The organism is Vagococcus teuberi (assembly GCF_001870205.1).
In the GTDB taxonomy this organism is placed as follows: domain Bacteria; phylum Bacillota; class Bacilli; order Lactobacillales; family Vagococcaceae; genus Vagococcus; species Vagococcus teuberi.
In genome coordinates, this window is record NZ_CP017267.1 from 1925550 (window position 1) to 1940253 (window position 14704).

Consider the following 14704-nt stretch of genomic DNA (forward strand, 5'->3'; position numbering starts at 1 on the left):
ATAAAAAACCACCTGTACTATAATCATACTGGCTAATAGCAACGACGTCTACTAGTAACGATTGATTATCTGACAAAGTGGTTTGCTTTTTATTCGTCTAAATCTTCTGCAAATTGACTGTTATATAATTTTTCATAAAACCCTTTTTTCGCTAATAAACTCTCATGTGTTCCTTGTTCGATGATTTGTCCTCGGTCCATAACTAAAATTAAATCAGCCTCACGAATCGTGGATAATCTGTGAGCAATCACAAAACTTGTGCGCCCTTCCATTACTTTTTCCATTGCCTTTTGAATAAGGCCCTCTAATCTCGTATCAACTGAACTGGTTGCTTCATCTAAAATTAAAATTTTCGGATCTGAAATTACTGCTCGAGCGATAGTAAGTAGTTGTTTCTGACCTAGCGAAATATTGTCACCTTCTTCGTTAATGGCCATTTCGTAACCACTAGGCATGGTTCGAATGAAGTGGTCTACGTTAGCTGTCTTAGCTGCATCAACTACTTCAAAATCAGTTGCATCTAATTTACCAAACCGAATGTTTTCAGCAATTGTATCGTTATAAAGCCACGCATCTTGTAATACCATTCCAAAGAGTGACCGAACATCACTACGATTCATTTTTTTCGTATCAATGCCATCAATTTTAATCGCTCCATCTGTCACATCATAAAAACGCATCAACAAATTAATTAAAGTTGTTTTCCCTGCCCCAGTTGGCCCAACAATCGCCACCGTTTGACCACTTTTAACTGATACACTAAAATTTTGGATTAAAGGACGATCCGGTTGATAACTAAATGATACATTATCAAATTCAACATTACCGTGAAATATATCAGGTAACGGGATATCTGATTCATTTTCAATAGACTCTGGTTCATCTAGTATCATAAATACTCTTTTGGTCGCAGCTGATGCACTTTGTAGCATGGAAGATAACTGAGTGATTTGCCCCATCGGCTGACTGACTTGCCATACATATTGGATAAAGGCTTGTAAATTTCCTAAAAGTAAAGTTCCGGAAATGACATAAAATGATCCTAAAACTGCTACTCCTATATATGCACTGTAAGCTGTTAAATTAACTAATGGCATCATAATACCAGAAATCGCTGCTGCTTTAAAACCATTAGTCGTCAAGCGATTATTGACATCTTTAAAGCTATGAATAGTTTCTTCTTCCTGACCATAAAGTTTCAATACGTTAAATCCTGTTAAATTTTCTTGAACAAACCCATTCAACTCACCTAATGAATCTTGCTGATGTTTAAAGTAGGGTTGAGACCAACTAACCACTAGTTTAGAAATCACGATTGACATTGGTATAATCAACATAACCAGCAACGCTAACTTTACATTAATGGTTAGCATCGCCACAACAGCCATAGTAATTCCAAGAAGTGCATTAACAATGGCAATTAATCCTTGTTGCAATGCGTTACTTACCGCATCAACATCATTAGTCACACGAGATAAAACATCTCCAAATTGATGTGTATCGAAATAAGAAACTGGTAATCGATTAATCTTTTGTGAGATATCTGTTCGTAAATCTCTCATTGCGTGCTGAACGACTTTTGTCATAAACCATTGAGCAAAAAAACTTGCTAAACTATAAATGAGTCCTATTAAAAATAAGACAATGAGTACGTTTAAAATATATTTGAAATCAAGCGACTCGCCCTTTTTTATATTTTCAGCTATTTTAGTTGTTGGTAAACCCGTTACAAAAGGCATTAAAGCATTCATAATTACTGCAATAACTGCTAAAAATAGTGCTCCAATAAAACCAAACTTATAAGGAGAAATATATTGATACAGTCTTTTTAATTGTTTCAATGAGTGTGTCATTTTAATTCCTCCTCTGTCAATTGTGATGAAGCAATATCATAATAAACTTGACAATTTTTCAATAACTCTTTATGTGTTCCCATGCCAACAACGTCACCTTCATTTAGAACAATAATCTTATCTGCGTGCATGATTGTACTAACTCGTTGTGCAACAATAAGTACAGTTGACTCGGTTGTTTCTTTTTTCAAGCGTTGACGAAGCATGGCATCTGTTCGATAATCCAGTGCTGAAAAACTATCATCAAACACATAAATAGCAGGCTTTCTAATGATTGCTCGTGCAATAGCTAGACGTTGTTTTTGTCCCCCTGAGAAGTTAGAACCACCTTCTGTTATAGGTTCTAACAACCCTTGTGGTTTTTGAGAAACAAATTCCGTTGCTTGTGCGATGTCTAGTGCCTCTTTCATTTCTTCTTCTGTTGCCTCTTGCTTACCAAATCGTAAATTATCAGCAATTGTCCCAGAAAAAAGCACTGCTTTTTGAGGGATATAACCAATTTTTTCTCGTAAACTTTTTAATTTATAATCCCTCACGTCTACCCCATCAATTTTTATAGAACCTCGACTCACATCATAAAATCTAGGAATTAATTGGATTAAAGTGGATTTACCGCTACCTGTACTTCCGATAAATGCTACTGTTTCTCCTGGATTAGCTGTAAAACTAACGTCTCGTATGACAGGACTTTCACTATGTCCTGGATAAGCAAAAGATACCTTATCAAATGCAATGACACCTTGTGTTTTTGTTTCTGTGATGCCAGATTGATTATCTTGAATAGCAGGTTCAACATCTAAGACTTCTTGTACACGAGCAGCTGAAATTGCTGCTCGTGGGTACATCATGAAAACAGAAGCAAACAACATAAATGAGAATAAGGCATGGAATATATATTCTATAAATGCGATTAAATTTCCCACTTCTAAGCTACCATCATTGATTTGGATACTCCCAAACCAGATAACCAACACCATAATAATATTAAATAGAAAGAAAAATGCTGGTTGAGCTGAAGCCATTAATTTAAATAATTTCATTGAATTTGTTGCATATGCCTTATTCACTTGTTCAAAGCGTTTTTCTTCAAATTTTTCATTAACAAACGCACGAATCACTCTTAATCCAGATAAGTTCTCACGCAATATCAGGTTCATGTTATCAAGATTTTTTTGTTGACGACTTGACAGTGGTTCTGAAAACTTAGCAATCACTAACATGCCTAATATTAAAAATGGTAACCCGATAAACACAAATATAGTTAACGAAGGACTCGTCCTAACAATCATATACAAGCTTGCAATAAACATAATTGGGGTAATAAATCCCATTCTTAAAATCATACCCATAAAATTCATCACTTGAAACGCGTCGTTAGTTGTTCTAGTAATCAGTGACGACATACCAAAATCTTCATATTCTTTATGAGAAAATCGTTGAATATTTTCCATCATATCCTCACGCATATGTTTAATAATTCCCGTATTAAGTTTTGCACCTACCACGGCTAAACTAATATTTAGAATAATACCAACTACTGTTACTAATACCATTTGCCAACCAACTTGTTTCACTACTGACATATCATTATTTGCGACACCCTGATCTAACATCTTAGCTAGTAAAGTTGGCAACCCTAGCTCTATTAAAATAAAGCCAAATACGCACAAAAAATTTAGTAATAATAACTTTTTTTGTTTCATAGCGTAATTCCACATTGTTTTCATTTATACACCCTCTTTTTCATTTAATAGGTATTTAATGCATTTCATTTATCATAACTGATTTTCGGCTAAAATGTCAGTGATTTATTGCGAATTATCTTATTTTTTCGATGTAATCGTTATCCTTTTTTTGTCATGATGAATGTTTCTATACAATTATTTGCAATTATGATAAAATAAACCTAATTGTTGGAGTAATATGCTCCAAAATACGACGGTGAAAAAGATAGTGAACATCCGTGGAATGAGACAAGATTCCATGTTATTTTAAATCAAGTATTTAGGATAACTATTACTTCAAAAAGGTGTCTACTTGCACCTAATTTTGTCGTGTTTTTACAAATTAATTAAAGATAAAATGTCATTTATTATAAAGGAGAAATGTCAAATGATTTACAAAGTATATTACCAAGAGGATAAAAAATTTAGTCCACAAAGAGAAAAAACACAATCTCTTTACATCGAGTCAGATTCACCTATTACTGCTCGCCGATTAATTACTGAGCACACTAATTACAATATCGAATTCATCCAACCCCTAGAAGGAAACCACTTAGAATATGAAAAAGAGCACACTAATTTCGAACTTGTGGAGTTTAACTAGTCATGAAACCCCAAATAAAAAACAATGAAACTGGTGTTTTCGGAATAGGTGGACTAGGGGAAATCGGTAAAAACACTTATGGTGTCCAATTTCAAGATGAGATTATCATTATTGATGCTGGGATTAAATTTCCAGAAGACGACCTTTTAGGAATCGATTATGTCATACCAAATTACCAATACATTGTTAAAAATATTAAAAAAGTAAAAGCATTAGTCATCACTCATGGTCACGAGGATCATATTGGTGGTATTCCGTTTCTTTTACGTCAAGCAAATATTCCAATCTATGCTGGACCTCTTGCTTTGGCACTTATTCGTAACAAATTAGAAGAACATGGATTGTTACGTGATGCTGTCTTACATGAAGTTAATGAAGATACGGTCATTAAATTTAGAAAAACTCAAATTAGCTTCTTTAGGACTACTCATAGTATTCCAGAAGCTAATGGTGTGGTTGTTAAAACACCTTCAGGTAATATTGTGTATTCTGGTGACTTTAAGTTTGACTTCACACCAGTTGGCGAACCTGCTAATTTACATAAAATGGCTCGCTTAGGAGAAGAAGGTGTCCTTTGTTTACTATCTGATAGTACCAATGCTGAAGTACCTGAATTTACAAAATCTGAAAAAGTAATTGGAGAATCCATTACTAAAATCGTTGAAAAAGTTGAAGGTCGTGTCATATTCGCAACGTTTGCTTCAAATATTTTCCGGTTACAACAAACAGCTCAAGCTGCAGTGAAAACAGGAAGGAAAATTGCTGTTTTTGGTCGTAGTATGGAAAATGCCATTGTCAATGGTCGTGAGTTAGGACATATTACTGTACCTGAAGACACATTTATTGATGCACGTGATATTAACAAATACCCTGCTGACGAGATTATGATTCTATGTACTGGTTCTCAAGGTGAACCAATGGCTGCCTTAAGTCGTATTGCTAACGGAACTCATCGTCAAATTTCAATTCAACCTGATGATACTGTTATCTTTTCAAGCTCACCAATTCCTGGAAACACCACAAGTGTGAATCGTTTAATCAACTTGTTATCAGAAGCTGGAGCAAACGTGATTCATGGAAAAGTAAACAATATTCATACATCTGGTCATGGTGGTCAACAAGAGCAAATGTTATTCTTGAGATTACTTAAACCAAAATATTTTGTGCCAGTTCATGGGGAATATCGTATGTTAAACATCCATGCCAAATTAGCTCAAGCAACAGGTGTCCCAAAAGAAAATTGTTTCATTTTAGAGAATGGGGATGTCCTAGCTTTAACGAGTGATAGCGCAAGACGTGCTGGGCACTTTAACGCTGAAGATGTGTATGTAGATGGTAGCGGAATTGGGGATATTGGAAATATTGTTCTTAAAGATCGTCGTATTCTTTCTGAAGATGGTTTAGTATTGGCTGTTGCCACAGTTGATTATAAATCACAAATGATTGTTGCTGGACCTGATATTTTATCTCGTGGATTTATCTATATGAGAGAATCTGGCGAACTAATACAAGAAACACAACGTCTTTTATTTAATGCGATTCGAAAAGCCTTAAAACATCCTGATTGTGACGAAATCATGTTAAATGAAGTTATTGTAAACACTGTTCAACCTTTCTTAATTGAAAAAACCGAACGTCATCCAATGATTTTACCAATGGTTTTAGAAACATCTGATAAATAATCAAAAAGCCAATGACTATCTAATACTAGATAATCATTGGCTTTTTTACACTTTTTTAAATTCCATATCAATGTGTGGAATATTATCTTCTAAATATACTTCTGATACTGGTTGAAAACCAAATGATGCATAAAAGCGTTGTAACCTCTCTTGAGCTTGTGCTTTTATTAGACACCCACTACTAATTTGGGATAGTCCAAATTCAACTAGAAGCCGGCCATAATTTGCTTGGCGTTCCTCTTTTTTGACTATGACACGACCAATATGCCAACAAGTATCACTCGTTTCGTAGATTCTCATATAAGCAATCAACTCGCCGGTCTCATTTTTTCCTAAAATATGTGTAGCTGATAGATCCGTATCATCTATTTCTTGATAAGGGCATTCTTGTTCCACAACAAATACTGACACACGTAGTTTATACATATAGAATAACTCTTGATGGGTGAGTTCAGCAAATTTTTTTCGTTCAAATTGAATCATTTCTAACGATTCCTCTCTCGTACTTTTTTCGTCCAAAATCCACCAGATATATATTTGGGTTCATATGAAATAATAAAAGCTTTGTCATTAAATTCCTTGATTAATTTGTATAATGAACGTTCAGATTTTCTGGCTGATAAAATTTCTAAAACTAACCTTTCACCTTCACGACCATGAGCTATAGTTTGTGTGACACCATATCCTTCCTCTCTTAATATTTCTGGAAGTTTATGATTCTCCTCATTTAAAGGAACAATTGCCGTCACCATAATATATCCAAGAGCTAAATAATCCTCTATTTTTATACCTACGACAATACCACATGCATATCCTAAAGCATATACAAATAAATTGAGTGGCTTATCGATTTGATTTAATACAAGCGATAAACCTACAACATAAATTGAAATTTCCACCATACTAAGTAATGGGGCAACCACTCTAGACCCCTTCATCGTTAACATAAAACGAATCGTATTCAATGTAACGTAACAAAAATTAATCAAGAAGATCATTGATAACGTTTTAATTTCCAATTACTTTACTCCTCCTTCTATCTATACTAAATTATTTATCCATATTATCTAATATTTATAGCTGATGCAACTTATCTCTATAAATAAAAAAGTGTAAGTAGATTCTCCTACTTACACTAAACATTTTCATTATAATTTAGTTACGCTTTAACAACGTTTGCTGCTTGAGGTCCACGGTCTGTTTCTTCGATTTCGAATGTTACAGCTTGACCTTCTTCTAATGTTTTAAATCCGTCGCCTTCGATAGCTGAGAAATGTACAAATACGTCATTTCCTTCTTCTTGTTGGATAAATCCAAATCCTTTTTCTGCGTTAAACCATTTTACTGTTCCTTGAGCCATGTTACTTCCTCCTCGTGCCGTAGCACATGTTAATTTTTGTAATACTTGCTTTCGGTCGATAGAGGGTGTTTCATACAACATCTATTGAAATCCAAAACCATATTACATATTCATGATAACTCATGTCTGTTTTAATTGCAAGTAAAGTCCCGTTTTTACAATGATAATCTCTGCGTTTCTCGAAAACTGATATAATCGGATTCTCCTATAACAATATGATCTAACACTTCAATTCCCATCATTTCACCACAAGAAACCAAACGTTTTGTGAATACTTCATCCTGATCTGACGGTTCTGGGTTTCCCGATGGATGATTATGAACTAAAATGATACGAGAGGCTGAATACCTCACTGCTAAATGGAATATTTCACGAGGATGGGCAATAGATTGATTGAGCGTTCCGATAAAAATAGTCTCTTTTTTGATAATCTCATTTTTAGCATTTAAGTAACATACCACAAAGTGTTCTTGCACTAAATCTTTCATTTCTTCAACTAAACTCTCACCAATTTGTTGACTCGAACAGATTCTACCATATTTTTCTTTTGTTGATTGATTCAATCTTTTACTTAACTCAACGACCGCTTTTATTTGTGCGGCTTTTACTTGCCCTATCCCCTTTAAGCTCATCAATTCTTCAATTTTTATCGTCTTCATGCCATATAAACCATCGCAATAAGTCAAAATATTTCTTGCCAACTCCATGACAGAATTTGATTTATTACCTGATTGAAGAATCACTGCTAGTAACTCCTCGTTAGACAATACTTCTGCACCATGTTCTATCAAACGTTCTCTTGGTAACAACTGATCTTGGTAGTCGAATGTGTGTAGTATGTTAGTCATATAAAAAAACTCCCTTCTTCACTCAAAACATACGTGAAAAAAGGAGTTTTTGATTTAAACTGATTTTATGTAGTCTAACACATCATACAAACTATCTTTAATAGTCAGTGTTTTTTCTTTCGCTTCGTCATTTGGTAAAATCAAATCCGGCACCATGATGACTGGTACATTGGCAGTGAAAGACGCTCGAATGCCATTCAATGAATCTTCTAGCATTATCGTTTCTTCTTTTGGTGTACCTAATATTTCGATAGCTTTTTCAACAATTTCTGGATGTGGTTTAGCATGTGTCACATCATTACCACTGACAATCCCACTAAACTTATCCATAAATCCAGCTTTGTCTAATAACATATCAATCGCTTCACGGTTATTACTTGAAGCAACGACACACTTTACGCCGTGATTGTTTAAATACGTTAACAATTCTTCCACACCTGGTTTAATCGGTGCTCCCACTGTCGAAAATTCTTCCCATGTACTAGCTCGACTTTCTTTAAAAAATTGGTCAATCTCATCTTGTCTCAACATTGGAAAATCGTTGACATATTTTTGGTAAACTGCCTTCTCGCCTAAACCAACTTCAGATTTATAATATTCCTCATCGTAGCCAGGCATCTTGAATTTTTGTGCAATTTCAATATTATTTTTTGAATAGACTGCTTCTGTGTCAAAGATTAATCCGTCCATATCAAAAATAACGCCGCTTATTTTTTTCACATGTCACTCTCCTAATAAAATTTGTCTTACTTGGGAAATAAAGTATAGTGAGCCGGTAATTAAAATCAAATCGTCCCCTGATACTTCTTTTAATGTATCTGATAGTGCTTCTTGCCAGTGATTATATGCTGTTAATCCCATCTCTTCATATAATTCTTTCGTGCAAGCTTTTGGGTAATCAAACGTGGTCACTTTCAAGTCTAGATTGTTTACTGACTGTAATAACCCAATCATACCTTGAATATCTTTAGTGGTCAACGCCCCAAAGATCGTATGAATTTTTTTATCTGAAAATTCTCGTCTTAGATTGTCTACCAATACTTCCATCGCGTGATCGTTATGCGCCCCATCTAATACAATAAATGGTTCATCAGAAATTTTTTCCATACGACCAGGCCAAAATGCTTGTTGTAATCCTTTTTGATAATCACGATTAGACACTGGTAAATGAAGCATATCAGCCACTTCGTTAAATGCTTCAATGGCAACACTTGCATTATCTACTTGGTGTTTTCCAACCATATTAATGGATAATTGTTTCAAATCTACTTTATCAGATTTAAAATGGAATGTCTCTCCCCAATTATCAGTTGGTTGTAAGTATTGACTATCAAAGTCAACCCCATAACGTTTGATTGGAGCATGTAATGAGTTTGCTTCTTTACTAATCACATCAAATGCTTCATCTGAAACATTTCCGACAATAACTGGCCTTCCTTCTTTAATAATCCCAGCTTTTTGACTAGCAACTTGTTCAATCGTATCTCCTAAAATATCGACATGGTCCAAACCAATTGTCGTAATTACTGACACAAGTGGAGTCATCACGTTCGTACAGTCAAAACGTCCGCCCAAACCAACTTCAACTAGAACAATATCAACTTTCTTATCAACAAAATAATCAAACATCATAGCTGTTAATACTTCAAATTCAACAGTATGAGCTAAATCAGGTACCTCATCCATCTTATTCACGATAGGTATCACTTTTTCGCATAATTCAACCAGATCTTCATTAGGAATTGGTTGGCCGTTAATCGCAATGCGTTCGTTAAATGATTCGATATACGGTGAGGTAAAGGTTCCGACCCTTAAGCCTTGTTGCTCTAACAGACAACGTAAAAACGTTGTCGTTGAGCCTTTTCCATTTGTTCCACCGATATGAACAATTTTTAACTTATCTTGCGGATTGTCTAATTGTTCTAATAAATAATTGATTCGTGTTAACCCCGGACGAATACCAAACTTTGTGCGTTCATGTATCCATGAAATGATTTCTCCATACTCCATCTTGTACAGCCACCTTTATTTATTTTTTCAAAGAAGCCAGTCTTTCTTTTACAGAGGCTTGTTTTTCTAAGTAATCTTTTTGTTTCTCACGTTCTGCTGCAACAACAGCCTCTGGTGCATTTGAAACAAAACGTTCATTGCTTAATTTCTTCTCAACAAGTGCTACTTCTGACGTCCACTTATCCAACTCTTTTTCCAAACGAGCAATTTCTTCGTCAATATTGATTAAATCTTCTAACGGTAAATAGATTTCAGCTCCAGTAATCACTGCACTCATGGCTAAATCAGGCACATCAAATTCTTCTTTAATTTCTAACACTTCTGGATGACAGAAACGTTCGATATAATTAGTATTTGCTTCAAAGAAGTCTTTAACTGAATCTTTTGATGTTTTGATTAACAATGTAATTGGCTTAGACATTGGTGCATTCACTTCTGAGCGAATATTACGAACTGAGCGGATTAATTCTTTTAATACTTCCATACCTTCTGCCGCTTGTTCATCTGTCCAAACTTCATTTACTGTTGGGTAAGCTGCCACTACAATTGATTCACCTTGATGTGGAATTTTTTCCCAAATCTCTTCTGTCACAAATGGCATGATTGGGTGTAGTAAACGTAAAATATTATCTAATACATGTACTAAAACACTACGCGTTATTTGTTTTTGTTCTTCATTTTCCCCGTAAAGAATTTCCTTACTCATCTCAATATACCAATCACAGAAGTCATCCCAGATAAAGTTATACAAGTGACGACCTGCTTCACCAAACTCAAAGCGGTCAAAGAAGTTCGTTACTTTTTCAATCGTTTCATTCAAACGAGTTAAAATCCATTTATCTGCAACAGTCTTATCACCATCAAGTGAAATATCATCATACGTCATACCTTCAACATTCATTAATACAAAACGAGAGGCATTCCAAATTTTATTAATAAAGTTCCAAGCAGCATCCATTTTTTCATAACTAAAACGCATGTCTTGACCTGGTGTTGAACCATTTGATAAGAACCAACGCAAAGCGTCTGCTCCGTATTGGTCAATGACATCCATTGGATCGATACCATTACCAAGAGATTTACTCATTTTACGTCCATCTTCAGCACGAATTAATCCGTGAATCAACACATTTTCAAATGGTCTTTCTCCAGTAAATTCTAAACTTTGGAAAATCATGCGACTTACCCAGAAGAAAATAATGTCATAACCAGTCACTAATGTATTCGTTGGGAAATAACGTTTGAAGTCATGTGACTCCGTATCAGGCCAACCCATTGTTGAAAACGGCCAAAGAGCTGAACTGAACCATGTATCTAATACATCTTCATCTTGATGCCAGTTTTCAATATCTTTAGGTGCTTCTTCTCCAACATAGACTTCGCCTGTTTCATTATGGTACCAAGCTGGAATACGATGTCCCCACCAAAGTTGACGAGAAATTACCCAGTCATGGACATTTTCCATCCATGTTAAGAATGTCTGATTAAAACGTGGTGGATAAAAATCAACGGCGTCATCTGTTGCTTGGTTTTCAACAGCTTTTTTCGCAAGTGGCGCCATTTTAACAAACCATTGCGTTGATAATCTTGGCTCAACCACGACTCCAGTTCGCTCAGAGTGACCAACACTGTGAGTCATTTTTTCAATACCTTTAAGTAGTCCTAACTCATCTAAATCCTTAATGACTGCTTTACGTGCAGTAAAACGATCCATACCAGCATATTTACCAGCTAAATCATTCATTGTCGCGTCATCATTCATCACGTTAACACGAGGTAAATCATGACGATTACCCACCTCAAAGTCGTTAGGGTCATGGGCTGGTGTAATTTTTACGACACCTGTTCCAAATTCCATATCAACATAATCATCAGCGACAATCGGAATTTCTTTATCCACTAATGGTAAAATCACTGTTTTGCCAATTAAATGTTGATAACGTTCATCTTTAGGGTGAACGGCAACAGCTGTATCTCCAAGCATGGTTTCTGGGCGTGTTGTCGCAATTTCTAATTTTCCACTGCCATCAGCTAATGGATAATACATATGATAAAACGCGCCTTCGATGTCTTTATGGATGACTTCGATATCAGATAGAGCGGTTTTTGCTTGTGGGTCCCAATTAATAATGTACTCTCCACGATAAATAAGCCCTTTATTATAAAGTGTCACAAAGACTTTTTTCACCGCATCAGATAGTCCATCATCTAAGGTGAATCTTTCTCTTGAATAGTCTAAAGATAAACCTAATTTCGCCCACTGCTCACGAATGTGTCCGGCATATTCTTCTTTCCATTCTTTCGTTGTTTCGATGAATTTTTCACGACCTAAATCATATCGAGATACACCTTCACCACGTAATTTTTCTTCCACTTTCGCTTGTGTCGCAATTCCTGCATGGTCCATACCAGGTAACCATAATGTATCAAAGCCTTGCATTCTCTTTTGACGAATAATCATATCTTGAAGAGTTGTGTCCCATGCATGACCTAAGTGAAGCTTTCCTGTCACGTTTGGTGGTGGAATGACAATAGAATACGCTGGTGCACTTTCATCCCCACTTGGTTTAAATAAATCTTTTTCTAGCCACTCTTTATAACGCCCTTTTTCAACAGCTTTTGGGTCAAACTTTGGCGCTAAGTTTTGTTGTTCATCTGTCATGTACATTTCTCCTTATTTTTTATTTTTCAAAACAAAAAAGTCCTAAAGTTATTTCTAACTTTAGGACGATTATCTCGCGGTACCACCTATCTTATAAGCATACAAATACGCTTATCTCTTTAGGTCATATAACGTTGACAATACGGTTCCCACTCCTAGGCTACCTTCATACTTTTAAATGGAAAATCTTTCAGCCGATGGATTTTCTTTCTGCAACATATCCAAGTATTACTCTTCCTATTCTTTGTGGTTGTTTATGCCATTCATTTTACCTTGATAGCATCATTTCGTCAAACTTAGATTAGCGCTTTTGCAGCATCTAATGCTTTAACATAATTTGGTTCACTTGATACTTCTGGTACGATTTCTTCATATGTAATGACGCCATCTTTGTCTAACACAAAAATTGAACGTGCTAAACGATTAATTGATGGAATTAAAATACCATATTCTTTTCCAACAACACCTTCTTCATCTCTTAACATTGTCATGTCAACTGATTCAGCTGCACACCAATTAGCTAATTGTTCTTTTGTGTTATTTGAAATCGTTAAAAAATATACGTCTTTAATTGTCGCTGCTTCTTTATTAAAGTGTTTTGTCTGTAGTGCACAAACACTAGTATCAATATCAGGTACCACACTAATAATAACTGGTTTTCCTTTTAATTCCTCTAATGAAATCACATTATCTGACAAATCTTTTAAACTAAATAATGGGGCTTTTTCTCCAACTTTTGGTGGTGTCCCTACTAATTCTACTGGGTTTCCTTTTAACAATACTTCCATGTCGACACATCCTTTTCATGACTTTACCTCATTATAGTTAAATAAAGTCAAATATACAAAGTTCATGCCTCGAAAAAACTAAATCAAGTCAACATTTGCATGATTATAATTTTCATCGTAATAAATTAACGTTTGTAATTCTGTTGTTAAATCAATGTATTGGACTTGTACGTGAGATGGGACTTTCAACCGTTTAGGAGCAAAATTAAGAATAGCCGTTACACCTGCGTCTACCACTTGGTCAATGACCTGTTGGGCTTTACTACTCGGTACAGTCATAATAACTGTCGTGATTCCTTCTTTTTTCACAATACTTTTTAACTCACTCATATTTTTTACTATGATACCATTGATTTTTTCTCCAATAAGTTCCGGATTTGTATCAAACGCTGCAACGATATTTAAGTTAGTATCTCGTCTGAAATTATTTTTAATAAGCGCTTTTCCAAGATTACCAGCCCCAACAAGTGCAATACGTTTTTCAATATCTGTTTTTAGAATATCACTAAATACTTCTATCAAATAAGGAACATCATACCCATATCCACTACGTCCTAATTCACCAAAATGAGAAAAATCTCGTCTAATAGTCGCTGACGGAATTTGAATCATTTTACTAAACTCATTTGATTTGATGCGTTTAACACCTGCTTCATGTAATGTTTTCAAATATCGAAAATAAAGTGGTATACGTTTAGTTGTTGCTTTTGGGACCATTCTAATATCCTTTTGTTCCTCCACAATCGACCCCTCCTAAAGTTGTGATGATTTTCACATTTAGTTTATCATTTTTCACAATCTTTTTCAATCACAGTTATGCGTTATCCATTGACTCTTGTCTAGTATGTTTCATTAAGATTAAATTGATTGCCCTCTTAATTTTTTCTAGACGATATGTTTTAATTACATCATCTACTATAATATTATGACTTAACTGGTGGTAAAACGAATGATTACTGATTACAAGATCCACTTTTTCTAAACTATTTTTATTCTCTTCACTGTTGAATAATGTCTTTCCATATTCTTTGAACACAATATCTAGTTTAGATTGAAACGTTTATTTTAACATATAAGCCAAAATACCTACATGATTTTTATCTAAAGTTGTCGAAATAGCAAGAGAAACTGGCTTTATTTTGGATAGTTTTTCAAATGAACGATAGTCCCAAT

At 34.9% G+C, this 14704-nt stretch carries 13 protein-coding genes and 1 other annotated feature; of the genes, 2 read left to right on the top strand and 11 right to left on the bottom strand.

The window, feature by feature from the left end:
* Window positions 1-89 precede the first annotated feature (89 nt).
* Together BHY08_RS09240 and BHY08_RS09245 are read right to left on the bottom strand one after the other, a co-directional pair.
* Window positions 90-1853 carry an ABC transporter ATP-binding protein gene (locus BHY08_RS09240; protein WP_071457583.1) on the bottom strand — a complete coding sequence of 588 codons (1764 nt, stop codon included), beginning with the start codon at window positions 1851-1853 and terminating at the stop codon, window positions 90-92.
* Complete coding sequence (locus tag BHY08_RS09245; RefSeq protein ID WP_071457584.1) at window positions 1850-3580, bottom strand: ABC transporter ATP-binding protein; 1731 nt, start codon at window positions 3578-3580, stop codon at window positions 1850-1852. The genes BHY08_RS09240 and BHY08_RS09245 overlap by 4 nt, the downstream gene beginning before the upstream one ends.
* Window positions 3581-3965: 385 nt before the next feature.
* On the opposite strand from BHY08_RS09245, the gene BHY08_RS09250 reads away from it, so the two are divergent.
* Both BHY08_RS09250 and rnjA read left to right on the top strand, forming a co-directional pair.
* Complete coding sequence (locus BHY08_RS09250; protein WP_071457585.1) at window positions 3966-4181, top strand: DNA-directed RNA polymerase subunit epsilon; 216 nt, start codon at window positions 3966-3968, stop codon at window positions 4179-4181.
* 2 nt (window positions 4182-4183) lie between these two features.
* Window positions 4184-5863, top strand: a complete 1680-nt coding sequence (rnjA, locus tag BHY08_RS09255) for a ribonuclease J1 (RefSeq protein ID WP_071457586.1) — start codon at window positions 4184-4186, stop codon at window positions 5861-5863.
* A 45-nt stretch (window positions 5864-5908) separates the two neighbouring features.
* On the opposite strand, the gene BHY08_RS09260 is transcribed toward rnjA, so the two are convergent.
* The 9 genes from BHY08_RS09260 to BHY08_RS09300 form a co-directional block, all read right to left on the bottom strand.
* Entirely contained in the window at window positions 5909-6346 is a 438-nt protein-coding gene (locus BHY08_RS09260; RefSeq protein WP_084657247.1) for a GNAT family N-acetyltransferase, read from the bottom strand.
* A gap of 2 nt (window positions 6347-6348) precedes the next feature.
* Complete coding sequence (locus tag BHY08_RS09265) at window positions 6349-6882, bottom strand: DUF2179 domain-containing protein (protein ID WP_071457587.1); 534 nt, start codon at window positions 6880-6882, stop codon at window positions 6349-6351.
* Window positions 6883-7022: 140 nt separating this feature from the next.
* Entirely contained in the window at window positions 7023-7223 is a 201-nt protein-coding gene (locus tag BHY08_RS09270; protein ID WP_071457588.1) for a cold-shock protein, read from the bottom strand.
* A 155-nt stretch (window positions 7224-7378) separates the two neighbouring features.
* The gene (gene radC / locus BHY08_RS09275; RefSeq protein ID WP_071457589.1) at window positions 7379-8071 is read right to left on the bottom strand and encodes a RadC family protein; all 693 of its coding nucleotides are present in this window, start codon (window positions 8069-8071) and stop codon (window positions 7379-7381) included.
* Between the two features lie 54 nt (window positions 8072-8125).
* Window positions 8126-8791, bottom strand: coding sequence for an HAD family hydrolase (locus BHY08_RS09280; RefSeq protein WP_071457590.1), 666 nt, complete (start codon window positions 8789-8791; stop codon window positions 8126-8128).
* A 3-nt stretch (window positions 8792-8794) separates the two neighbouring features.
* Window positions 8795-10081, bottom strand: coding sequence for a bifunctional folylpolyglutamate synthase/dihydrofolate synthase (locus BHY08_RS09285; protein WP_071457591.1), 1287 nt, complete (start codon window positions 10079-10081; stop codon window positions 8795-8797).
* 19 nt (window positions 10082-10100) lie between these two features.
* Entirely contained in the window at window positions 10101-12743 is a 2643-nt protein-coding gene (locus tag BHY08_RS09290) for a valine--tRNA ligase (protein ID WP_071457592.1), read from the bottom strand.
* Between the two features lie 58 nt (window positions 12744-12801).
* Window positions 12802-12997, bottom strand: a binding site (T-box leader).
* Between the two features lie 42 nt (window positions 12998-13039).
* Complete coding sequence (gene tpx, locus BHY08_RS09295) at window positions 13040-13531, bottom strand: thiol peroxidase (RefSeq protein WP_071457593.1); 492 nt, start codon at window positions 13529-13531, stop codon at window positions 13040-13042.
* A 78-nt stretch (window positions 13532-13609) separates the two neighbouring features.
* Window positions 13610-14272: a redox-sensing transcriptional repressor Rex gene (locus tag BHY08_RS09300; RefSeq protein WP_420855315.1), complete on the bottom strand. Its 663-nt coding sequence runs from the start codon at window positions 14270-14272 to the stop codon at window positions 13610-13612.
* Between the last annotated feature and the right edge of the window lie 432 nt (window positions 14273-14704).